Below are 23,211 nucleotides of genomic sequence, written 5' to 3'. Positions count from 1 at the left end.
GGGGGGGGGATTTTTCATAGTAAAAATTACCCTGTTTTGTTTGGCCCTTTAAACAATAATACATACTTTTGTACAGTCACATATGGTCTCTTACAAAGAAACCATATATGAAGTTGCGTTTTCCTCCTTAAAAACAAAGAGGTATTTTTTAAGTTGCGAGACAGGGTCAAATGATGGGAACACGAATTTGACCTTGTTTATTTTAGAAAAAGAAGAGGATAGTGAAATTTTCAGAATTCTCTTTAGTGCGGCGTCTAATCTATTGTATATCAGTGCATTCAACAACAGCACCGGTATGGCTTTGAATTGTCTATGAGAAAGGGTGAATCACCGATACAATCGGTGAAAATCGATTCTCGCTCCTTCGAAAGGTCCAAATTCGTTTCTGCTGTTCCGACATCTTCGGATCGCATGAGGGATATTCATGTCGTCAGGTGGTATGTGATGGTGCTTCCCTCCTGCCACAAAGGTCCGGCAAAAGGGTTGCAAGAGGAACTCAAACGCCGCCGCAGAAACGGAGAGCCATTATTCGAGTATTTCGCACCTTCGTATGTGGAGGTGAAAAAGCAAGACGGCGGGTTTGTCGAAACCCGTCGCCCGTTGCTGTATAACTATGTATTCGTCCACGCCTCGGAATACGAGATTTACCGGATGAAACAATGGCTGCCCCAATACAATTTCCTGCCCCGCATTAAAGACGGAAAACACGAATATCATCCCTATCTCTCCGAGGACGCGATGAGGAACCTGCAATGGATAGCCGATTCATACTCCAATGTGGTCCCCGTCTATACGCCGAAACCGGAGCGACTTATCAAAGGTGACCGAATACGCATCACCGAAGGACAGTTCAAAGGAGCCGAAGCCAGCGTTATTATCCAACCCGGCGCCGGAAAGCGGGATATCATGGTCTGCGTGGAGAACTACATGTGGATTCCGTTACTGCGTGTACAACCCGGCCAATATGAGGTCATCGCCCTGAACGACGACGGCAAACACGTCTACACCCGGCTGGAAAACGATCGTCTGCTTTTAAAACTACACGAGGCATTAGGGCGTTTCTACCATCAGGAAGGCGGAGCAACCGAAGCCGACCGCAAACTGGCCGCCGAAACAGTGAAACAATACGGCAGTCTGCGCATGGATTCCGACATCATGCGCAGTAAACTCTACGCATTGCTGCTCCCGGCTCATACGATATTGGGCAATCGTGAGGAAACCGAAAAACTGATCGGGACCCTTCAGTCGATGCTCCCGCTCATCAAGGCGGAACAATCCCGCGCCTTGCTTCTCACCACGCTTTACGGATGCACGAACAGTTGCCTGTACCACACCCAAGCGCATGAGATCATCGACAAGTGGCGGCAGGAAGAAAATCCCAAAAAGAGCAAAGCCCAACTTATCCAGCGTTTGGACGACTATGACCGCTGGCTGGGGCACTGACACTGATACCTTCCGCAGCAATATCCAATCTATGAAAAGCACCGAAACAGCCGGAATCTCGGACAGACAACAGCCTGCCGGAAACGCAAGTTCGCCGGGAGTAAGCCTGATGGATTTTCTGTCGACTCATCAGGCAGAAATCTTGAACCGGGAAAAGGACAACCAGCGGTTTGCCCATTTATACGGATTCGGAAATTACTGGGTGGCCTTCGAGCACTCGGCCTATCAGCTATGCCGGTTATTTCCCCGAAGCGAAACTTCCGTCATACGTTTCATTACCTATCCATTCCCCGTCGTGATGGCCGCAGTCACAGACGCTGAACTGCGCGCTTATTCCCGCCGTCATATCCTGCGGATTGCTGAACCGGACTACCGAGTGCTGACAACGGAAGAACTCCCGCCCGAGCGTTATCGGGAATGGCATAGGGTAGAGGTGGAAGAACTGACGTAGAAAACCGCAGTCCATGAACTGACCGCTATATCCCACAAAGATCAAATATATGTCGCCTCTTTACAGCATTTTTATTCCGTTCTTCATCTCCCTGTTCCTTGTCGGCTGGATACATCCCCGCTTGGTCAAGATCGCCTTGCTGAAAAACATCGTGGACAATCCGGACGCACGCAAATTGCAACGCACTCCGGTCCCTGTTCTGGGTGGTGTCGCCGTCTTCTTCGGTATTGTAATCGGCATCGGAAGCGTCGGAGGAGTCGTGAACAGCTCGGGGTTGCTGATCGTCATCATGGCCATGATGGCGATGCTCTACACCGGGACAATGGACGATATCCTGAACCTTTCCCCGGCCCTGCGGTTCCTGATCGAAATCCTCGTCGTACTGTTGTTGATCCATGTAGGAGGCTACTGTATCGACGATTTCCATGGATTATGGGGCATCGGCCAAATTCCCCGATGGATAGCCGTTCCGCTGACCGTTATCGCTTCCGTGGGAATCATCAACGCCATCAACCTGATCGATGGCGTGAACGGTCTCTCTTCGGGATTCTGCATTTTGGCCTGCATGATGTTCGGCACGTTGTTCTACCTGTCGGGATGTGTGAAAATGACGCTTCTGGCAGTGGTGTCGATCGGGGCATTGATCCCGTTCTTTTTCCACAATGTCTTCGGGAAGACATCGCGGATGTTCATCGGTGACGGCGGTACACTGGTAATGGGAACCGTCATGTCGGTCTTCGTGATCGAGATTCTGCGCACAGACTCTCCCTGCGTGACTTTTCTGGGGGAGAACGTGGGGCTGGTCCCCTTCACGCTCGCCGTACTATGCATTCCCGTTTTCGATACGCTGCGCGTCATGTCGACACGCATTCTGAAAGGGACATCGCCGTTCCATCCCGATAAAACGCACCTGCATCACATGTTTATCGGATTGGGGGCCTCCCACATGGCGACAACACTGGCTATTTTGTCCCTGAACGTATCGGTAGTCCTGTGCTGGTGGTTATTGGAGAGGTTGGGCGCCTCGATCGACGTACAGTTGTATGCCGTCGTAGGAATGAGTTTGCTGGCCACATTCGGGCTGTATCATTTCATGCAATGGCACTTGGATCACGATACGAAATTGCTGCGTAAAATCCGTCGGATAGGGTACGGAATACACATCAGCCGCACCCGAAGCTTCATTTGGTTACAGAAAGTGATCGACAGAATTTAAGGCATCCCTTATTAAAAACAAATCATTCAACAAAAAATATGAGAATCAAAAACATCCTATGGTTATCGGCCGCAACAGTGCTGTTCAGTTCATGCGCCACTCCGAAAATCGCCTATCTCCAAGATATGCAGCCGGGGACGGCGGAGAAAGTGTTGAACACCACGGAAATTCGGGTGCGTCCGGAAGACAAGATCTCCATATTGGTCAACAGCAAAGATCCGCTATTGGCCAATCTGTTCAATCTTCCCATCGTATCCCGACAAATCGGAACGACCTCGTCCGCTTCGTCTTCAAATAGCCAAGGCATATCCGGATACACGGTAAACAAGGACGGCAACATCGACTTTCCGGTATTGGGTCCGGTCCATGTGGCCGGCATGACCCGCGAAGAGATCGCCGCCCACATAAAACATGAGTTGATCTCGCAGGACCTGGTCAAAGACCCGGTCGTAACGGTCGAGTTCTTGAACCTTACCGTCTCGGTTTTAGGCGAAGTCGTCCATCCCGGACGTTTCAATATCGACAAGGACCGATTGACACTGCTGGATGCCATCAGCATGGCCGGGGACCTCACGGTCTACGGCAAACGGGACAACGTACTGGTCCAGCGTGACGAGGACGGGAAAAAAGTGCTCTATAAAGTCAACCTGAATTCGGGACACGACCTCTACGCATCTCCGGTCTATTACCTGCAACAGAACGACATCATATATGTCGAGCCCAATTCCGTGCGGGCACGGCAGGCAACCGTGAACGGGAACAACGTCCGTTCCGCGTCTTTCTGGATGTCGCTGGCTTCGCTGCTGACAACCATCACCGTATTAATCGTGAAATAAGAAAATAGAATATGTCCATCAATCAAAAAAGGCCGACGCAGGCAGATGATTTCATCCGAATACAGGATTTATTGTATCTATGCCTGTCCGAATGGAAATGGTTTGTCTTGTCATTGGCTGTGACGGTCGGCACTGCCGTCTTCTACCTGTTGCGAACCCCTCCGGTTTATACCCGGACAGCATCGGTCCTGATCAAAGACGACTCGAAAGGCAAATCGGTTTCTTCGGATCTGGAATCTTTCTCGGAATTCGGATTGTTCCAGTCAAGTACCAACGTAAACAACGAACTGATAGCGCTCCAATCTCCGGCCGTAATGACCGAGGTTGTAAAACGCCTGCAATTGGATATGAACTACACCGTTCCCGGCCGATTCCACCGGCGGGTCGCCTATGGTCCGACCCTTCCGGTCAGCGTCTCGATAAATGATCTGTCCGAGAAGGAATCTGCCGGTTTCACCTTACGGGTACAGCCGGACAGCACCGTCCATCTGACCGATTTCACCCGCAACGGCAATGAATTCGACGACGAGATCTCCGGAAAGTTATCCGACACAATAACCACTCCTCTAGGAATACTGAGAATAGAGGCCACGCCTTACTACAAAAGCAAAGAACCTTATACGTTGTATGTCTTTCGCAGCAGCCTGCACGGAACGGTGGGGCAGTACTCCTCGAATCTGTCCGTAGCCCTGAGCAACGAAAAGACGTCGATCGTCAACCTTACATTCAAGGATTATTCCATCCAGCGGGCCGAGGACATTCTCAACACACTGATCTCGGTCTACAACGAGAACTGGGTGAAAGACAAGAACCAGATCGCAATCAGCACCTCAATGTTTATCAACGAACGTTTGAGAGTGATCGAGCGGGAACTCGGAAACGTGGACGAGGATATTTCGTCGTACAAGAGCGAACATCTGCTACCGGACGTGCAGGCGGCCTCCAGTATGTACATGGCGCAGAGCAGCCAGACGAACGCCCTGATCCTCACGCTGAACAACCAGCTTTACATGACCCGGTACATCCGGAACTACCTGACTAACGATGCTAATAAGAACCAGCTACTGCCGGCGAACTCGGGCATCGAGAGCACCAACATCGAATCACAGATCGCAGAATACAACAAACAGTTATTGCAGCGCAATAGTCTGGTCGCCAACAGCAGCACGCAGAACCCGCTGGTCGTGGATATGGATCAGGCACTGACCGCCATGCGGCATGCCATCGTCCAGTCCATCGACAATCAGATCGTGACGCTGAATGCACAGATCGAGAGTTTGCAGCAGAGCGAACAGCAGACGACATCCCGCATCGCAGCCAATCCCACCCAAGCGAAATACCTGCTTTCGGTGGAGCGCCAGCAGAAAGTAAAGGAGGCGCTGTATCTGTTCCTGCTGCAAAAACGCGAAGAAAACGAGCTCTCGCAGGCATTCACGGCATATAATACCCGCATCGTCACCCCTCCGGGCGGCAGTATGCTACCGACAGCCCCAGTCCGGAAAAACATCCTGCTGGTGGCGATCGCATTGGGACTGTTTATCCCGATAGTCATCATCTTCCTGCGGGAGAATATGAACACGAGAATCCGGGGGCGCAAGGACCTGGAAAGCGTGACCGTGCCGTTCATCGGTGAGATTCCGCTCTTTACCCGCCGAAAAACGGGTTTGTTCAAGAACAAAACCGCCGATGTGAAAGCCGTCGTGGTCAGGGAGGGATGCCGCGACATCATCAACGAGGCTTTCCGGGTGCTGCGCACCAATTTGGAATTCATGACCGGCAAAGACAAAAAGTCGAATGTCATCGTCATAACCTCATTCAATCCGGGCAGCGGCAAATCATTCCTGACGATGAATATTGCCGTAAGTCTTGCCATCAAGAAAAAGAAAGTGCTGGTTATCGACGGCGATCTGCGTCACGGTTCCAGTTCCGCCTATGTCGGTTCGCCCAAACCGGGACTGAGCGACTATCTGAACGGGCGCGTGGAACGTCTTACCGACATCATCGTGACCGATACAAACCACAAGTATCTGAATATTCTGCCCGTGGGCACCATACCGCCCAATCCGACCGAACTGTTGTTCGATGATCGGTTGAAACAAACGATCGATACCGTAAGGGAGCAATACGACTACATACTGATCGACTGTCCGCCGATCGAACTGGTCGCCGATACGCAGATCATCGAAAAACTGGCCGACCGGACCATCTTCGTGATCCGTGCCGGGCTGCTCGAACGGAGCATGCTTGTTGAACTGGAAAAGATTTACGACGAGAAAAAGTACAAGAATATGTCCATGATCCTGAACGGCACCGAAGGAGTCGGGGGACGTTACGGATACAGATACGGCTACCGTTATGGTTATCATTACGGTTACGGCTCAGGATATCACTATGGCTCCGATGAGACGCGGGGGGGGGAAATGGCTGGTTATTAAATGATTGACCCCATGAATCTCTGGCCATTCAGAAAACGTGTTTCATTGCAGGACAGCGGTATTTTCAGCGGGTTCACCGACTGGCACTCGCACATTCTGCCGGGGGTGGACGACGGCGTGCGGACGATGGGGGAGTCTTTGGAGATTCTGCATCTGTACGAAAAGCTGGGAGTAAAATCCGTATGGCTCACGCCGCACATCATGGAGGACATTCCCAATACCTCCGCTCATCTGCGGGAGCGGTTCGCGGAACTGCGGGCCGCTTACAAGGGAGGCGTGCAATTGCATCTTGCGGCCGAAAACATGCTCGACGGCCTTTTTGAGGAGAGGCTGGAAAAGAACGACCTGCTGCCATTGGGTGAAAATGGGGACCACCTGTTGGTCGAGACCAGTTATTTCAATCCGCCGATGGACCTATTCGGCACGTTGGAACGGATCAAGGTCAAAGGTTACTATCCAGTTCTCGCACACCCGGAACGGTATGTCTATATGGATAGGAATGTATACCAGCAACTGAAAGAATGGAATGTTTCGTTCCAACTTAACTTGCCCTCACTTGGCAATGCATATGGCATGGAAGTAAGAAGGAAGGCTGAATGGTTACTGAAGAATAGCTTTTATCATCTTACAGGTATGGACACGCACCGGATGTATCAAAAAATGGCATCCTGTATAATCCCGAAAGAAATCGTAGTAGCATTGAAGAACAATATATTACATTAAATAACATTGCATTCAAATTTATTTCTATATTCAGTCAGAGAAAGAGTATGACGAATGGCTTAGCTGTCAAAAAAACAGACTATGGGACTATGGTTAGGAGTGTAATGAAAAGCCAATAACTGTGGTAATTGGCAACCCTACTAGAGGGCTTAAGAAAAGAAAATTCGTTCATTTTAACTTAGTTGAGGGAATGCTCTTGGGTGGATACTATCATGCCTATGTGAATGCACAAAAACTCTTCTATGAATAAAAAGCTAGGCAACGGCTAAGTTGTTTCATAACTTATGAATATACTCTGGATATACAATATGCCATTAGATCCTGAGGCAGGAGGAACGGAGCGTATAACCTCACTGGTAGCCCAGAAGCTTAGGATATTGGGGCATAAATGCCTCGAAGTGCTGGTGTTCAGTGAGCGCGGCGGAGTAATGACATATCTGGGAAAGACTGTCACAGACCTTCATGCTTTCCTAAAGGAGAAAAAAATCGACATCGTGATAAATCAGATTGCCTACGCGACATGGCTGATTGATACCTTTCTCGCTTATGGCGGCAGAAAATGGTGTGCAGAAGGAGGCAAACTAATTTCATGTTTGCACTTTGACCCATGCAATCCTGATTTCGTGCAGTTGCTCATGTCAAAAGAGCAACTCACGCTAACAGACAAATTACAGATCATCAAGCATAAGTTGCTCCCAAGCTACTATACCCACAAGAAAGAACGGCAGGAAGGAGAAATTTATAATAAAATCTATGATAACTCCGATGCGTTTGTGATTCTCTCGGATACCCATCGTCCCTATCTCAGAAAAGTAATGCAGCGCGTAGAGTACGACAAATTGATTGCAATCAATAATCCCCTCACATTTGACAGAATCATATCAGAGAAAGAGTTAGATAAGAAAAAGAAAATCATGCTGGTGTGCGCCCGAATGTCAGAGTACCACAAGCGAATCTCGCTAATACTTAAGGCATGGCAACGATTGCAACGCGGGAAAGCGACAGATGGCTGGGCATTGAAACTTATAGGCGAAGGACCTGACCTGGAAAGATATCGAAAACAGGCTGCCTATTTAAAAATTACAGACGTGGAGTTTTGCGGGCGTCAGGCTCCATTGCCTTATTATCAGGAGGCTTCAATACTGTTGCTAACCTCCAGTGCCGAAGGCTGGGGGCTTTCCTTAACAGAAGCGTTGCAGAATGGCGCAGTGCCTGTGGTGATGAATTCCTCGCCCGTCTATACCGACATAATAAAAAACGGCTATAATGGCTATCTTACTCCTAATGGCGACGAAAAGACCTTTGCCAACCATATAAAGGCACTTACAAGCAATCCTCGGCTTTTACGCGCCATGCAAATGAACGCAATCGCTTCTGCCTCCTGCTTTTCTATTGATAAGACAATCGGTAAATGGGAGGCACTTCTTTCTAAAATTAGTGAATAATGCTACACAATATCGAAAAATCAGAATGCTTCGGCATCGACATATCCATAGTAAAAGAAATTCCTCTTTTTGCGAACTATAAAAAAACCATCAAACGACTTGATGCCGAAAGCATATGGAACCCCAAAAATCCTATAATAATCGAAGCAGATCCGTTTTTATTCGTCCATAATGATCGCCTCTTTCTGTTCTACGAGGATATGCATTTCTATACCACTGGAGGTATTATAAAAATGATTTCTACAAACGACTTGAAACATTGGTCGAAACCGACTCCGATTACACATGAGCAAGGAATCCATTTTTCATTTCCCTTTGTGTTTGAAGACAATGGCGAGGTATATATGATTCCAGAGACTGGGTGGGTGGGTGAAATCCGATTATATAAAGCACAAAACAACGATTTAACAGCATTCGTTCTTGATACAGTACTTTTCAAGCGTACGTTTAAGCCTAAAAACATAATATTCGACTACGCAGATACCATTGTATACAAAAGAGAGGGAATCTACTATCTATTCACTTCCACTCTTGATGAAAACGGATATGAACTAAGACTCTATATATCCGAAACGCTGAGAGGCGTTTATCGCGAACACCCAGACTCTCCGATATGTCATAACCTTAAATTTGGACGCAATGCCGGAAGCATCATCGAGAGTAATGGCGAATTGTATCGCCCAGCGCAGGATTGCTCGAATGTTTATGGAGGCCAAGTGAATTTACTTAAAATCACCCAGATATCGCCGGAGAGCTATAAGGAAGAAGTTTTTGCAGAATGGGTCCTGCCTATGGACGATCCATTCTACCGTCAGGGAGGACATCAGTTGAGTTTCGCAGCATTCAAGGGCAAAATCATAATGGCCACTGATGCTAAAAGAGACCGAGCGTTCTATGGCACACGGATATTCCACAAGATTCTGCGTTTGCTAAAATTATCAGACCATTGAATTTTATGATGAACTTCAGTTTCATAACTCCGGATCAACTTCATTATGTCGCAAAAGAGTGGAAAAAGCTCGAAGTCGGTGAAGATATGTCTTACTTCCAATCGTACAACTGGTATGCAATGCTCAACGCGCTCAATTATGACATCAGAGACAAGAAGTTTGACATCGGATATGCAATAGTTCGCAAAAACGGAAATATAAAACTGATTGCCCCCCTATGGATTGTCCATCGCACGTTCGGGAAGTTTAACCGCAAGGGCATCTACTTGTTTGGACGGGGGCAATGGTCGGATTACCTTAACTTCATATACGACGAGTGGGATGAGGCGGTAGCGAGATTCCTATTTGCCAACCTAAAAGACAGCTTTCACATCGATCGTTTTTATTTCGAAAACCTCAAGACCACAACCGAGCTGGCGCAGTTCATCAAGATTAACTATAAAATCATAACAGAAAGGAAAAGCATATGTGTCGGGCTAAGCCTTCCTGCATCTTCAGAAGAATATATAAGAATGCTATCAAAGAATTCTCGGCAAAATATACGTACTGCCCGTAACCGGGCAGTCAAAGACAATGTCAAATTTATCTATGATTTTGATGACAAAAACGTGGACATAGCCGCATTCTCGGAATTCAGAGCTGAGAGAGTGACCGAAAAAAACAGATTTGATGGCATGACTGTCAAATGGCGCATCTTAAACTTCATATCCACCAATATTTTGCATAGAGGATGGTACCGTTTTAAAGAATATGCTCCGTATACTCACGACGGAAACTCCAGATTTATCTCCTTGAAAACGATTGACGGCAAACTTTGCTCTGCCTTTAATTATGGAGTGGATAAAACACATCGACAAATTGTCCTTATGGCTGTATCTACAAACGAGCAATATTCCAGATATTCTCCTGGTATATTGCTTTTATCCGCATTCATCGAGAAACTGATTAAGGATGATGAAATAGTTTCAATCGACTTCACAAGAGGCAACGAGCATTACAAGTATGCCTTAGGAGGAAAAGAGCATTATATATCGGGACTTGAATTCATCTGCAATGAATAATCCGTTGATATCTGTCATAATTCCAGTATACAACTGTGCAAAGTGGCTGTCGACGTGCATTGAATCGATTCTGAATCAGGATGAGTCTGATTTTGAATTGATTCTTGTCAACGATGGCAGCAAAGATGGTTCCGGCGACATCTGCCGGAACTATGCCGACCAAAACCCATGTATAGTTTATGTGGAACAACCAAACAAAGGCGTCGCCGCCGCACGTAACAATGGCCTAAGCAAGGCATGCGGACGTTTCATCACTTTTGCCGATAGTGACGACTGGCTTGAACCTAATGCCTTCTCCACATGTTTAGACACAATCTCGAGAACGGATGCGGATATGGTTAAATTTGGATATCATATCGAAAGATCAGGCGAAAAGGCCAAAACATGCACGATTGACAAGATAATGGTATTCAATGGCATAAACGGCCTTCTTGAATATACTGACAAGGTTGAATACCATGCCTTTGTATGGAATATGTTCTCTAAAAGAGAAGTAACATGCGGACTTTCATTCAATGAAGAGATAAACTGGCTCGAAGACCAAATTTTCGGCTACAAGTGTTTCATGGCCTGCCGTCGCATAGTCTACATCCCAGATACACTATATCATTACAGGTACTGGGACGATCATAGCCTTTCAAGTGTGCAATCGCCCAAAGTGATAGCTGCCGCTTCTCGATTGGAACATGAGTTGAAAATTCTCTTGACCCATGAAGATGCATATCGGGAGAATATAGACGATGAATACCGGTGGCGTCTGGAATTTCTGGTAAATACACTCTATTCCACCGACGCATCATATAACTTAAGACGAAACCTTGCTCATTCCGTAGAGCCGTTGCAGCCGTTGAAATTGAGAGAAGGACGTATATTCTTCAACGATTCCCGCCCGTTTATCCTTAATGACCTGATACTAAGAGCTATCTTCAGACTGAAGAAATTATCCCAGCACAAACGAGCCACAAGAGTATGATAGACATTCAAGATAAATCACGATGTAGTGGCTGTGAGGCCTGCGTTCAGATATGCCCCCGCAAATGTATCAGTTGCCAGACTGACAGCGAAGGGTTTGTATATCCCGAGGTCAATCATACGGAGTGCATCGAATGCGGATTATGTGAAAAAGTCTGCCATATTTTTCATCCGTATGACGCACGCATACCTATCAAAACGTTGGCAGCAAAGAATATAGATGAGATGATCAGAGTTCAAAGTTCGTCAGGCGGCTTTTTCACAGCGATTGCGGAAAAGGTAATCGATGATAAAGGAGTTGTATTCGGCGTAAAATTTGACAGCCATTGGATGCCGGTATTCTCTTATACTGAAACAAAGGCCAGACTCAGTGACTTCAGAGGAAGCAAATATGTCCAGGCCAAGGTTCGGGATGCCTACATAAAGTGTAGAACATTTCTCAGACAAGACCGTAATGTCTTGTTCTGCGGTACACCTTGTCAAATATCAGCTCTGTATCATTTTCTTGGCAAAAGATATGACGAACGGCTCACTACGGTAGACTTCGTATGTCATGGAGTACCATCGCCATGTATATGGTCGGATTACCTCGAAAAAATTCAGGGAAACAGAGATGGCGATTACATATATCCAATAAAGAACGTGAATTTTCGAGATAAAAGCAGTTCGTGGTCTTTATTTCATTTCAATCTGACAACCAATGGTATGACCATAAACAGTCCTGCATGGGAAAACCCGTATATGAGGGCTTTCCTATCCAACTATTCATTGCGCCCCTCATGTTATGATTGCCAAGTGCGTAACAGCAGGTCTTCTTCCGATATTACCATGGGCGACTGCTGGGGTATTGATAGAATGATACCAGATTTTTCAGATGACAAGGGAGTATCGCTATTGCTGATAAATACTCTTAAGGGCAGTCTTATGGTCGATGGCTTGGCCTTGAATACCCGCAATCTCTCATTCAAGGAGGTCTGCGAAAACAATTCGTCAATAATTCTCAACCCTAAGAAACCCCATAAAAGAGGCAGATTCTTTACCCTTCTGAGCGCAGGCAAGCCTCTCCAAACAGCGAACGATATGGTGCATGCTGTACCGTTCTATCAAAAACTATTGTGGTCGATACGGCAAAGAATTCATATATAATGGAAGACGTATCAAGAAACAATACTCGGTTGGCCAAGAATACATTAGTATTATATGTCCGAATGATCATAATGATGATAATCGGCCTGTTTACGAGCCGTGTTATTTTCAACGCGCTCGGAGTAAGCGATTATGGTCTGTATAACGTAACCTCAAGCGTCATAACGATGTTCGGCTTCATTGACGCAACGCTGTTCAGTGGAACCCAGCGTTTCATGTCGTTCTCGTTGGGACGGGATAACAGTGATGAGCTAAAATCCGTTTTCAAGACTTCGATGACAATCTATCTCGGAGTTTCCGTGCTCATACTCATCTTGGCAGAGACCGCAGGTTTATGGTATGTCAACCATTGCCTTAAGTTTCCGCAAGGACAATATACGGCAGCTATGTGGTGTTACCAGGTATCAATAATATCTACCATAATCGGACTTCTGCAGGTACCTTTCTCCGCAGCGCTGATTGCCCACGAACGCATGGGGGCATTCGCTTATCTCGCTATTTTTGACGTAGCGTTCAAACTGCTTGTTGCCATCACCGTATTTATCGCCCCGTACCACCGGCTCATCATATACTCCTCGTTGATGCTAGTGTCATCAATGGTGACTATATTCATCACCAACCGTTATTGCCGCAGGCATTTTGAAGAATGCGGATTTCATTTCGGCTATGACAAGACCTTATTCCACAACATTCTTACATTCTCGGGATGGAACATCATAGGGTCAATGGCTGTCATAGGACAAGGCTCCGGAATAAATTTGATGATCAACTACTTCTACAACTCTGCAGTCAATGGAGCCCGGGGCATAGCGATGCAGGCAAATACATGGATCACGCGTTTCATACAGGATTTCCAAATGGCCGTGAACCCACAGATTGTCAAATATTATTCCTCAGACAATATTCCCGAAATGGAAAAGCTGGTGGTTAGAGCCGCGAGATATTCGAGTTTCCTCTATCTATTTTTGGGCATACCGTTGTTCATAAACATAGAATGGGTATTGGAATTATGGCTGGGATCGTGCCCGGAATATGCACCACTGTTTCTAAGAATAGCGATGATTGAGACTCTGTTCCGGACCATGGGCAATCCCACCACGACAGCCATGCATGCCACCGGAAAAATGAAATGGGTACAGATAACAGCCGGCCCACTCCAACTATCGTCGGTCATTCTGGCATTTGTTTTATTCAAGATGGATGTGCAGTTGGCCATCGTGATTCTGGCAAGCATATATCCATGGATTCTTGTCATACCCCTACGGTTATACTGGGTTAGGAAATATTCGGGGATGAATGTTGGACGATTCAACAAGGAAGTGATGGCAGCCATACCGGTCTATGCCGTGCTCTTATTCTCCTTGCCTTATCTGACATACATCTTATTACCTGATTCAGGTTTCGGCAGTGTCATGAGTACGAGCCTTATAAGCGTGATATGGAGTAGTGGCATCATTTATTTCATCGCGCTTGAGAAACCGGCAAAAGAGAAACTCAACTCTGTGGTGTGCCGTAAATTAACTGCCGTCAAAAACCTTATCATCAAATGACACCTCTGAGACTGATTTTCTGGTATTATAAAAACTGGGGGCCCAATTATGGCGACTGGCTGAGCCCATATATAATCTCACGCCTTACCGGCAGAGATATACAGCAGTGCTTTGGCAACGGTTTCCCGGTAAAATACGCCATCAAGAATCACATCAAAAAACTACTAGGCCGCGAGTACGACATGTTTCTGTTCCCATGGGAACAGAACATAATAGCAATCGGCAGTATAATGAGCCGAGCCACCCCCAGCAGCAGGATATGGGGCACAGGCATTCTTGACCCCGCGCTTCCTGTGAAAGGTGGATATGTCTACGCCGTGAGAGGTCGACTGACGTTACAGGCATTAAAAGAGAAAAAGTGCAGACAGTTGAGATTTCAAAACAACATAGCTTTGGGCGATCCGGGAATACTGATTCCTCTTTTCATCAAGCCGGCGATTAAAAAACATGAATTAGGGCTGATACCACATTTTTCGGAAATCGATTATTTCAAGGACCTCTACGATGGGAAAATCAAGATTATTGACCTTCGATCTGAAGATGTAAAGGCTGTTACCGATGAGATATCTTCCTGCAGAAAAATAATATCAACGTCGCTTCATGGACTGATTGTAGCGCATTCATATGGAATTCCGGCGATCTGGATAGAGCACGAGGAATTACACAAGGGCACATCGGGCTTCAAATTCAGAGATTATTTCAGTTCTGTGGATATTCCGGAGTACACTCCCCTGCACAATATCGAGGAATTGATAAATGACAGTAATGTATGCCAGATGACTTTCGACACCATGGCTACTAACTCCCTGCCGCAGAAAGACATCCGCTCAATCCAACAGGATCTCCTTGATACCGTACCGTTCAACATACTCGGAAAATGGAAAGATGATTGACGGATTGGTGAACATATTGACCCCTGCATACAACAGCGAGACATTCATACACCGTCTGCTGGACTCTGTCCTGAGGCAGAGTTATCCTCACATATCCATGTACGTTGTCGATGACGGCTCGACTGATCACACGGCACGGATAGTCAAATCATATATCAGCAGATTTAAGCAAAGGGGATATCAGCTGAAATACATATATCAGACAAACCGGGGACAGAGCTACGCTGTCAACAACGGTCTCAAGTATCTTGACGGAGAGTTTTTGTTCTGGCCAGATTCAGATGACTGGTATAGTAGCAATGATGCGATCGAGATACTAGCCAAGGCACTGAAGCAATCCGCAAACGACATCGGGATAGTGCGATGCAGATACCGGATGATGGAAGAACTACCCGACGACAGTTGCCGGGAATTATATCTCACAGATTTCGGCAGCGACTCTTCGACACGCTTCCTGCTCAAAGATGCCGTCACACGCGACAACGGCTTCAGATGGGAGCCTGGAGGATATGGAATTAAACTCAAGTATTTAGACCAATATATCCCGGAGCGTGAAATCCTAACAGGCCCAGGATTAGGACAAAATGCACAGATACTACTCCCATATTTCGCATACTCGAAATGTCTGAGCATTGATGAAGTTCTATTTAATTACCTGATCAGACCAGATTCTCATAGTCGAAGTATATTCAATGGATATGATAGGGTTATCTCAAGAGAGAAAGGACATATGCGATTAATATCCGACATTCTGAGGTCATTGACTCCGGATACTCAGTTTGACGTCCAGGAGATGATACGTTTGAACGAACTTTATTTCCTCAATCAGATGCTTAATCTGTCTATCGCAGCTGACAGGTATAAAGACATCATCGAGAATATCGACTCTTTGACCAAACTCGAACGATCTGTATCCAAGCAGGAAAAGGTCATATATCTTTTTTCCAAATACATGCACCGGCCCCAGTTAGCAAAGAAGCTTCTTTCATTAATCACGAAAGCCAGGTATTGAGTCATGAAAATTATAATTCTCACACTCCCGCTACATGTAAATTACGGTGGGATATTGCAAGTTTACGCCCTTCAGACGATATTGACGGATATCGGTCATGAAGTCGTTGTGACGGACTGGCCAACATTTATATCACTTCCGCCGAAACCTCAACGGTGGTTTGTATATCTGAGAAGATACCTCGGAAAGGTATTGCACGGCTCCGACTCCGAGGTTAGATGGGAATACAGGCAGAATCAGAGAATAGCGATGGAACGCCGACACACCCAGCCTTTCATAAACACCCATATCAACCGCTACGTCATCTCCGGCCCTCGCGAAATTGACTGTGGGGACATCGATGCCGTTATCGTGGGCAGTGACCAAGTGTGGCGCCTAAGATACTTCTGTTCTTTATGGAATGCTGGCATCGAGGACGCATTCCTTGGATTCACCGAAGGCAAAAAGCTCAAACGCATTGCCTATGCGGCCTCGTTCGGATCCGAGGTATGGGAAATGAATAAGGAACAGACTGAAAACTGCCGCCGGCTCCTTTCGAAATTCGACGCGGTATCGGTACGTGAATCATCCGGAATACAGTTGTGCAAAGATTATCTCAAACGAGATAATGTGGAAAGAATGGCTGACCCGACATTTCTTCTGGATAAAGAGCATTATATCAAAAAGTTTCATGTTACTAATTTTCCCCGCAGCCACGGAACAATGATGTGTTATGTACTCGACAATGATACACGGAGCAAAGAGCGTATACTAAAAATCGAAAAATCGCTGGGACTTAAGAGTTTCAAGGTCAATTCCGAAGTAGAGAATAAAGAAGCCGACAAGCAAAACCGTATACAACCTCCTGTAGAACAATGGCTCAGAGGATTTCTCGATGCCGAATTGGTAATAACCGATTCATTCCATGCATGTGTGTTCTCGATATTATTCAACAAGCCGTTTTATGTAATAGGCAATGCTGAGCGCGGCCTTTCCCGTATCGAAAGTTTGCTTTCCATAATGAACCTGCGGCAGTGTATAATATCCGATTACAACAACCTTCCGGCAGATATTCCCGACATTAACTGGAAGGAAGTCAACAGCATCGTTGCCAAGGAACGTGAGACAGGCTGGTCTTTTATCAGAGAAAACCTAAAATAAGTAACCTGATGCCCGCGATATCCGTAATAATGCCAGCATTCAACTCCCAAGAAACCATATCAAGGGCGGTTGAATCGTTCCGGTATCAGACATTCCCCGATTGGGAACTGATCATTATCGATGACGGCTCTACCGACAATACTCCGCATATCCTTGATGACCTAGCGGCAGCCGACTCAAGAATAAAAGTCATACACAAGCCCAACGGAGGAGTAGCGTCAGCCCGCCAGGTCGGAATTGAAAGTGCCATGGGAGAATATTCCATTCATGCCGATTCCGACGATTGGGTGGAAACCGACATGCTTGAGAAAATGTATACGACTGCAAAGAGGACGAATGCCGATATGGTTGTCGCGGACTTCTTTATCAATTATCCCGACGGACGACAGGAAATCCGCCGCCAGAAACTCGATTCATATTATCCCTGTGATGTGATCTATCAACTATATGCCAAAGACCTCTTTGGAGGTCTTTGGCATAAATTACTGAGAACTGCAATTTATACCAAAGCCAAAGTTTCGTTCGAGGCCAGAATCGATTTCTGTGAAGACAAGCTACTGCTCACCAAGATCTTGTACCGTTGTCCCGACATAAAGATTGTCTATCATCCCAAGGCCTTTTATCACTACATGCAGACACCTATATCAATTACACGCAAGATAAGCCACCACAGTTTTGAATGCATGAAACGTTTTCATGAAATGCTCCCGCAATATCTGCCGGATGAACCAAGATTCACAACAGTGAGGAAAACTGAATCCCTTAAAATGTTTCTCAACGGATTTATATACAATATATTCACAACAGATGAGATATCCAGAGAGTTTTCTAAAGTCAAGCCTCAAGCCTATAAGACCCAGAGCATACGTTGGCTAATCGGCTATCTGTGCATCGATCTTCATCTTTATAAGATTGCCAGACTATTTATAAAATACTGATTATGGATTGTTATTCGATATACGAGTATCTGCCCAAAATACTCAGGCGTATTGGCATACGACCGTTTTGCCCACAGCGCCGCTGTTCCGGAAAGTGCGCACCCTCACCAGATGATGTGTCGCGGGCACTGGAGTATCTGCACTCGATACATCCTGACAATGGCACATCGGCCATCAGAGAGCATGCTACGGTTTCTTCATGTGAATATGACCTTCAGATAATAATACCAGTCTACAACACTGAAAAATTTGTTCAGGCTTGCATTGATTCAGTTTTAAATCAGAAAACCCTCTGTCAGTATATAGTTACAGTGATTAACGACGGTTGCACAGACCGTTCTTCAGATATAATCACTCATATGGGTTCAGATCCCCATGTTGAGATAATTAATCAGCCTAACAAAGGATTTTCTGGCGCACGTAATGCAGGACTGTCAGCTCTGAAAGGACGTTATATCATGTTTCTTGATAGCGACGATATGCTCGCTGACGGCTGCATACAAAACCTCTATGAGCAATTTAACGATGATGTCGATATCATTGGTGGCGGATGGCTCACCATTGATCTCAATGACAACATCATCGAAAAGGTATCGCCTGTCGGGAATTTGCAAAGTAGTTATCCATGGGGAAAAGCCTTTAGGGCCCAGCTATTCAAAAACATAATATTCCCTGAAGGTTATTTGTTTGAAGACTCAATAATGGGCTTTCTTATATTTCCGATTGCAAAAAAAATGATAAATATACCTGAGCATGTTTACAAATATCGTATTAATCCCTCCGGGATTACCTTGACTTCTCGTGGCAAGCCCAAGATACTTGAAACATTATATGTGACACTGAAACTCATAAAGGACCGAGCAAAACTCGGAATGGATAATGATGCGAATTTCTATGATTCTCTGTTATATCAGGCCAAGATGAATCAAATCCGCCTAGGAACATTCAAAGACCGCCATGCTCAAAAAGCCGCATTCTTAGTAATGAGAGATATCATAATGAAATGCGGTCTCAAGACCAAAAGCTCCCGGCTCAAACAGATAGAGGAGGCATTGCTAGCAAATGACTTTCCGCGTTTTTTATGGATTTGCAACTTGTAGCTTATGATTTTCTTTTATGGCTCTCCATTCGGCGAAAACGGACCAGCACAGGTCAATCGTGCTTATGTGAAGTGTTTGCCATCTAAAGTGCTCCGGATCAAATCAAACAACAGATTTGTGGCTCGACTCGAAATCCTGGCAAAAATTCTGGTATCGCGCGTGATAATTATATCTGCTCTTGGGTTCAAAACATACGAAACCGCTCTTGCAAAGACATTAGGAAAGAAGATTATCTACATCATGCACGGTCTCGCCTCCGATGACGGACCGCTGCAACGTAGACTAGAAGCTGACATTCTACCCAGAGCCAATCTGATTTTGTGCGTAAGTTCCATATTTTGCAAACTGGCCCGTAAAAAACTACCCGAATATGCCGACAAGATAGACGTGCTCACAAATGGCATCGATTGGGATGAGCTTCCGGATTCCACTCTCGTTGACGACAGCCTAAGAAAAAACAATGAAATAATATTGGTGGGTGGCGGACGCCCCATAAAGCGTAATCTTAACATATGCAGGGCAGTAGAAATTCTGAACAACGAAGGACAAAACTACCATATAAGTGTTTTTGGAGACACGCCTTCACAAGAAGACACCTACAGTATATCTGAATTCCCGTTTGTTAACTGTTACGGATTAATTCCACACAAAACGCTGATGGAAATGTATCAGCAGGCTTGTCTTTTCATTCAGGTCTCAGAGTCTGAACCTTTCGGGTTAGCGGTAATAGAGGCCTTATCTTGTCGATGCAACATACTTATTTCTGCAAACGTAGGAGCCAATGAAGTATTTCATCCTTTACCACAAGAAGTCGTTGACATTCCGGCTGATATCGAAGAGATCAAGACAAAGCTCCAATGGGTCATAAACAACCCCAACAGAGACCGACTTTTGGGTAATATTAACAGAAAATCGACCTCCGTGACTACATCGGTAATCAAACTGTTGCGTTATGTCGAAAAACTCTGTATATCATCATCTAACACTATTTTTTAAAGCAATCTTCATGAATGTACGTCGAGTTTGGTATGGTACAGCAACGTGTCTGTTATTACCTGTCATATACTTATACAAAAGCGTTCTAAAACATCGGATATACGATCTTATCAATGAGGACTTAAAGCAGTGGTGCTTATGGAAGGATCTTTCTGTATCTTTATTCAGTTTTGGAATGTTGTTCATAGAACACAAGGAATTCAGGAGTGTCGTATACTATAGAATTGGCTGGCGGAAGATATTTGTATACTGGTTATTCAAACCCCAGAACAACCTAACCATCGCCTGTCAGACAATCGACGGAGGTATAACGGTCCAACATGGCTACTCCACGGTTATATGCGCTCAGAGCATTGGAAAGAATTTCTCAGTGAACCAATGTGTAAATATTGTTTGGAACGACGATATGACACCTATCATAGGTGATAATGTTAAGGTCTGCGCGGGAGCCATAATCATAGGAGGTGTGACCATAGGGAATAATGTGACTATCGGGGGGGGGTGCGTGGTCGTAAAAGATATCCCGTCCAATTCTGTAGTTGTCGGAAATCCCATGAGAATAATCCCAAAGCAACGACCAAAAAACGGGAATATCGGCTGATGCCTTTATCAGAGTCTAAACGACATTGTTGAATTTGACTAAAATTAGGAATGTTTATTTTTGAGATTCTTATTTACATATTCTTTACATGGATCATGTTTTCCTTGGCCCGCAACTCAGAATTACGCTATGGTGGTGAAGATCGCATAGACAAATATCTGTGGTGGTATATCCTGTTTTTCACTTTTATCGCTGCGATTAGGTGGAGGACAGGTGAGGATTCTGTGTCATACATACTTACCCTGCGCAATGGACTAATAATCAAAGGCTCCCAAGAGCATCTTTGGAATTGGTTTGTCTGTTTTATTCATAATTACAACATCCATTTCTCCATAGGAATGGGTGTCACTGCATTTTTCCAGATTTTCTTTCTAACCAAAGCGTTTGAAAAATACAAACCTCTCCTCGTGTGGCTCCCAGTGGTTTTGTTCGGAGGTAGGTATTTTCTGGATATGATGAACGCCGTAAGACAGATGATTGTGGCTTGCGGTTTTCTGTTTCTCAGCAATTACATCGTTCAGAAAAAGGCCGTTCCATACATTGCCGGAATTCTTTTGCTCTCGCAGATTCACCATTCGGCACTCATAATACTAGTTTTTTACGGTCTGGCTTATGTTCCCTTTGAAAAAATCAGATTTCCTCAACGGCGAACGTTATGCATGGCCATTTTGGCTGCATGCCTAATATTCGGACAAATAGGTTCATTCTTGGGAATGACCGGATACATCGAGCCATTGACCTCACTAATCGGTTATGAAAATTATTCCGACAGAGCGGTCAGTATACTCGGTGGTGCGTCCACTGAGCAGCTTGCATTTGGTCCTATGATGCTATCATATCTTATGATATCTATTCTCGTGATATGGTATGCACCGAGATTGCATGAAGAATATGGCGACATAATCCCGGAATTCAATCTGTGGTATTTCTTGTCTTTTATCTTTTCCTGCTTTTTCTTTCTTGTATGCAACCTCAGTCATCTGGCGATACGCTTTGCCCAGTATTTTGAATTCTTCCAAGTGGCAATACTTGCATTGTTACTACATTATCTTTACTGTAATCGGACGAAAATGCAGCAAATGTTGATCATCGTGATATTATCTATCTGGTTATCCACAAGTGTGGACATATTTAAGAACAGAGGTGTTCCATATGAAGCATCGACCTATAAAACTATTTTTTCATCAGATGCACACCTTTGAACAATTATCTGCAAATACTCCAATGGTGAATGCACAGCGTTTGGAATATATAGATGCTCTTCGAGGATTTACCATATTTTTGGTAATCACCACACACTTACATGCATTTGTATGGCAAGATTGTACTATATTCGATTCTATCTTTGAGGCAATAAGGATGCCATTGTTCTTTTTTATCTCAGGATATCTTGCATATACACCCAGCCTGACCAAAGAAAAATTTAGGACGAGAATAGTTAATAGATTAAACAAACAATTAAAGCCAACTTTAATTGTTTGGATTGTCTACATTGTTTTATTGTTCTATTTTAGCACAAGAAAATTTTCAGCTTTTCCTGAATATTTTAATGCAAGGCTTTTCGACCCGATGAAATCAGGTTACTGGTTTACGTTATCGCTCGTTGAAATCTTTTTGATTTTTGTAACAATAACAAGGATATGTTATCTGAAGAAAATGAAAAAAAGAAATGTGGCTTTGATTTTTGCGATTTGTTCCATGTTATGCATTAGTATATCAATCCTGTATCCTAATCAACATTTATTATCAGAGCAAATTATCAAACTCTCAAATCTGCTGTGTATTGAAAAAACTATCTCGTTAAGCGGCTATTTCTTTTTCGGCGCTGTATGCAAAATATACATCGACCAATTTCAGAAACGTCTATCAAATAAGGGATTCATTTTGTGCTGTGCAACTATTTTCTTGATAATCAATCAAACATACTGGGGGGGGGTAATTGGTTACAAGTTTAATTCATTTTTGGGAGTTTTTATCACGGTTTCATCATTCTTTTTGTATAGGGAGTACATCTCTTCATCAACATCTTTTTGGAAATTTTGGATTCACGCCGGCAAAAACACCCTTCCAACATATCTATTTCATTATTTTTTCATATTCATTCTTACGAAAAATTTTGTGGCCTATGATTATTTCCAAATTCCATCTTTGGGTGATTTGATTCCTAATGAAATTATAAAAAGCATAGTTAACATTACGATTGCCGTCGGCATTTTGTGGATGACCTTGTATTTGGACAAAGTTCTTAAAAAATTGCCAAAAGTTTACAAATTGGTATTCGGCTAATCTCCAATTATCATATC

The 23,211-nt window shown here is 44.8% G+C and carries 21 protein-coding genes; all 21 read left to right on the top strand.

Going from position 1 to position 23,211, the window contains the following annotated elements:
* The first annotated feature begins 411 nt into the window (after positions 1-411).
* The 21 genes from BN5935_RS11570 (at position 412) to BN5935_RS11470 (ending at position 23,194) form a co-directional block, all read left to right on the top strand.
* Entirely contained in the window at positions 412-1,443 is a 1,032-nt protein-coding gene (locus BN5935_RS11570; protein WP_235820994.1) for a transcriptional regulator, read from the top strand.
* 109 nt (positions 1,444-1,552) lie between these two features.
* Positions 1,553-1,894: a hypothetical protein gene (locus BN5935_RS11565; RefSeq protein ID WP_394330952.1), complete on the top strand. Its 342-nt coding sequence runs from the start codon at positions 1,553-1,555 to the stop codon at positions 1,892-1,894.
* Between the two features lie 49 nt (positions 1,895-1,943).
* The gene (locus BN5935_RS11560; RefSeq protein WP_064976221.1) at positions 1,944-3,110 is read left to right on the top strand and encodes an MraY family glycosyltransferase; all 1,167 of its coding nucleotides are present in this window, start codon (positions 1,944-1,946) and stop codon (positions 3,108-3,110) included.
* A 38-nt stretch (positions 3,111-3,148) separates the two neighbouring features.
* The gene (locus BN5935_RS11555) at positions 3,149-3,946 is read left to right on the top strand and encodes a polysaccharide biosynthesis/export family protein (RefSeq protein ID WP_064976220.1); all 798 of its coding nucleotides are present in this window, start codon (positions 3,149-3,151) and stop codon (positions 3,944-3,946) included.
* Between the two features lie 11 nt (positions 3,947-3,957).
* Positions 3,958-6,381: a GumC family protein gene (locus tag BN5935_RS11550; protein ID WP_064976219.1), complete on the top strand. Its 2,424-nt coding sequence runs from the start codon at positions 3,958-3,960 to the stop codon at positions 6,379-6,381.
* A 12-nt stretch (positions 6,382-6,393) separates the two neighbouring features.
* Positions 6,394-7,104 carry a tyrosine-protein phosphatase gene (locus BN5935_RS11545; RefSeq protein ID WP_235821086.1) on the top strand — a complete coding sequence of 237 codons (711 nt, stop codon included), beginning with the start codon at positions 6,394-6,396 and terminating at the stop codon, positions 7,102-7,104.
* Positions 7,105-7,388: 284 nt separating this feature from the next.
* Entirely contained in the window at positions 7,389-8,549 is a 1,161-nt protein-coding gene (locus tag BN5935_RS11540; protein WP_064976218.1) for a glycosyltransferase, read from the top strand.
* The gene (locus BN5935_RS11535; protein ID WP_064976217.1) at positions 8,549-9,499 is read left to right on the top strand and encodes a glucosamine inositolphosphorylceramide transferase family protein; all 951 of its coding nucleotides are present in this window, start codon (positions 8,549-8,551) and stop codon (positions 9,497-9,499) included. Before BN5935_RS11540 ends, BN5935_RS11535 begins: the two co-directional genes overlap by 1 nt.
* A gap of 5 nt (positions 9,500-9,504) precedes the next feature.
* A complete protein-coding gene (locus BN5935_RS11530; protein ID WP_147625821.1) occupies positions 9,505-10,560 on the top strand; it encodes a GNAT family N-acetyltransferase in 1,056 nt (351 codons plus the stop codon).
* Complete coding sequence (locus BN5935_RS11525; protein WP_064976215.1) at positions 10,553-11,533, top strand: glycosyltransferase family 2 protein; 981 nt, start codon at positions 10,553-10,555, stop codon at positions 11,531-11,533. Before BN5935_RS11530 ends, BN5935_RS11525 begins: the two co-directional genes overlap by 8 nt.
* Positions 11,534-11,733: 200 nt before the next feature.
* Positions 11,734-12,678 carry a Coenzyme F420 hydrogenase/dehydrogenase, beta subunit C-terminal domain gene (locus BN5935_RS11520; RefSeq protein WP_162272078.1) on the top strand — a complete coding sequence of 315 codons (945 nt, stop codon included), beginning with the start codon at positions 11,734-11,736 and terminating at the stop codon, positions 12,676-12,678.
* Positions 12,678-14,228 carry a lipopolysaccharide biosynthesis protein gene (locus BN5935_RS11515; protein ID WP_064976213.1) on the top strand — a complete coding sequence of 517 codons (1,551 nt, stop codon included), beginning with the start codon at positions 12,678-12,680 and terminating at the stop codon, positions 14,226-14,228. Before BN5935_RS11520 ends, BN5935_RS11515 begins: the two co-directional genes overlap by 1 nt.
* Positions 14,225-15,121, top strand: a complete 897-nt coding sequence (locus tag BN5935_RS11510) for a polysaccharide pyruvyl transferase family protein (RefSeq protein WP_064976212.1) — start codon at positions 14,225-14,227, stop codon at positions 15,119-15,121. The genes BN5935_RS11515 and BN5935_RS11510 overlap by 4 nt, the downstream gene beginning before the upstream one ends.
* Positions 15,114-16,133 carry a glycosyltransferase family A protein gene (locus tag BN5935_RS11505; protein WP_064976211.1) on the top strand — a complete coding sequence of 340 codons (1,020 nt, stop codon included), beginning with the start codon at positions 15,114-15,116 and terminating at the stop codon, positions 16,131-16,133. Before BN5935_RS11510 ends, BN5935_RS11505 begins: the two co-directional genes overlap by 8 nt.
* Before the next feature lie 3 nt (positions 16,134-16,136).
* Entirely contained in the window at positions 16,137-17,273 is a 1,137-nt protein-coding gene (locus BN5935_RS11500) for a polysaccharide pyruvyl transferase family protein (RefSeq protein ID WP_064976210.1), read from the top strand.
* Positions 17,274-17,281: 8 nt separating this feature from the next.
* Positions 17,282-18,211 carry a glycosyltransferase family 2 protein gene (locus tag BN5935_RS11495; protein WP_064976209.1) on the top strand — a complete coding sequence of 310 codons (930 nt, stop codon included), beginning with the start codon at positions 17,282-17,284 and terminating at the stop codon, positions 18,209-18,211.
* Positions 18,212-18,213: 2 nt separating this feature from the next.
* On the top strand, positions 18,214-19,311 hold the full coding sequence (locus BN5935_RS14940) for a glycosyltransferase family 2 protein (RefSeq protein ID WP_082944122.1): 1,098 nt from the start codon (positions 18,214-18,216) through the stop codon (positions 19,309-19,311).
* 3 nt (positions 19,312-19,314) lie between these two features.
* Positions 19,315-20,307 (top strand): glycosyltransferase family 4 protein, encoded by a 993-nt coding sequence (locus tag BN5935_RS11485; RefSeq protein ID WP_064976207.1) that lies wholly within the window; start codon positions 19,315-19,317, stop codon positions 20,305-20,307.
* On the top strand, positions 20,264-20,908 hold the full coding sequence (locus tag BN5935_RS15700) for an LbetaH domain-containing protein (protein WP_147625820.1): 645 nt from the start codon (positions 20,264-20,266) through the stop codon (positions 20,906-20,908). Before BN5935_RS11485 ends, BN5935_RS15700 begins: the two co-directional genes overlap by 44 nt.
* Before the next feature lie 50 nt (positions 20,909-20,958).
* Complete coding sequence (locus tag BN5935_RS11475) at positions 20,959-22,110, top strand: EpsG family protein (RefSeq protein WP_064976205.1); 1,152 nt, start codon at positions 20,959-20,961, stop codon at positions 22,108-22,110.
* Positions 22,097-23,194 carry an acyltransferase family protein gene (locus BN5935_RS11470; RefSeq protein ID WP_162272076.1) on the top strand — a complete coding sequence of 366 codons (1,098 nt, stop codon included), beginning with the start codon at positions 22,097-22,099 and terminating at the stop codon, positions 23,192-23,194. Before BN5935_RS11475 ends, BN5935_RS11470 begins: the two co-directional genes overlap by 14 nt.
* The last annotated feature ends 17 nt before the right edge of the window (positions 23,195-23,211 follow it).

The sequence above is a fragment of the Alistipes provencensis genome, from assembly GCF_900083545.1.
GTDB classification, from domain to species: domain Bacteria; phylum Bacteroidota; class Bacteroidia; order Bacteroidales; family Rikenellaceae; genus Alistipes; species Alistipes provencensis.
Note: the sequence above shows the minus strand (reverse complement) of the source record. Positions and strands in the feature narration are given on the sequence as shown.

Bases quoted from the DNA above. Each gene is read 5' to 3' on its own strand.
- BN5935_RS11570 (WP_235820994.1), top strand. From the start codon at position 412: ATGAGGGATATTCATGTCGTCAGGTGGTATGTGATGGTGCTTCCCTCC.
- BN5935_RS11565 (WP_394330952.1), top strand. From the start codon at position 1,553: ATGGATTTTCTGTCGACTCATCAGGCAGAAATCTTGAACCGGGAAAAG.
- BN5935_RS11560 (WP_064976221.1), top strand. From the start codon at position 1,944: ATGTCGCCTCTTTACAGCATTTTTATTCCGTTCTTCATCTCCCTGTTC.
- BN5935_RS11555 (WP_064976220.1), top strand. From the start codon at position 3,149: ATGAGAATCAAAAACATCCTATGGTTATCGGCCGCAACAGTGCTGTTC.
- BN5935_RS11550 (WP_064976219.1), top strand. From the start codon at position 3,958: ATGTCCATCAATCAAAAAAGGCCGACGCAGGCAGATGATTTCATCCGA.
- BN5935_RS11545 (WP_235821086.1), top strand. From the start codon at position 6,394: ATGAATCTCTGGCCATTCAGAAAACGTGTTTCATTGCAGGACAGCGGT.
- BN5935_RS11540 (WP_064976218.1), top strand. From the start codon at position 7,389: ATGAATATACTCTGGATATACAATATGCCATTAGATCCTGAGGCAGGA.
- BN5935_RS11535 (WP_064976217.1), top strand. From the start codon at position 8,549: ATGCTACACAATATCGAAAAATCAGAATGCTTCGGCATCGACATATCC.
- BN5935_RS11530 (WP_147625821.1), top strand. From the start codon at position 9,505: ATGATGAACTTCAGTTTCATAACTCCGGATCAACTTCATTATGTCGCA.
- BN5935_RS11525 (WP_064976215.1), top strand. From the start codon at position 10,553: ATGAATAATCCGTTGATATCTGTCATAATTCCAGTATACAACTGTGCA.
- BN5935_RS11515 (WP_064976213.1), top strand. From the start codon at position 12,678: ATGGAAGACGTATCAAGAAACAATACTCGGTTGGCCAAGAATACATTA.
- BN5935_RS11510 (WP_064976212.1), top strand. From the start codon at position 14,225: ATGACACCTCTGAGACTGATTTTCTGGTATTATAAAAACTGGGGGCCC.
- BN5935_RS11505 (WP_064976211.1), top strand. From the start codon at position 15,114: ATGATTGACGGATTGGTGAACATATTGACCCCTGCATACAACAGCGAG.
- BN5935_RS11500 (WP_064976210.1), top strand. From the start codon at position 16,137: ATGAAAATTATAATTCTCACACTCCCGCTACATGTAAATTACGGTGGG.
- BN5935_RS11495 (WP_064976209.1), top strand. From the start codon at position 17,282: ATGCCCGCGATATCCGTAATAATGCCAGCATTCAACTCCCAAGAAACC.
- BN5935_RS14940 (WP_082944122.1), top strand. From the start codon at position 18,214: ATGGATTGTTATTCGATATACGAGTATCTGCCCAAAATACTCAGGCGT.
- BN5935_RS11485 (WP_064976207.1), top strand. From the start codon at position 19,315: ATGATTTTCTTTTATGGCTCTCCATTCGGCGAAAACGGACCAGCACAG.
- BN5935_RS15700 (WP_147625820.1), top strand. From the start codon at position 20,264: ATGTCGAAAAACTCTGTATATCATCATCTAACACTATTTTTTAAAGCA.
- BN5935_RS11475 (WP_064976205.1), top strand. From the start codon at position 20,959: ATGTTTATTTTTGAGATTCTTATTTACATATTCTTTACATGGATCATG.
- BN5935_RS11470 (WP_162272076.1), top strand. From the start codon at position 22,097: ATGCACACCTTTGAACAATTATCTGCAAATACTCCAATGGTGAATGCA.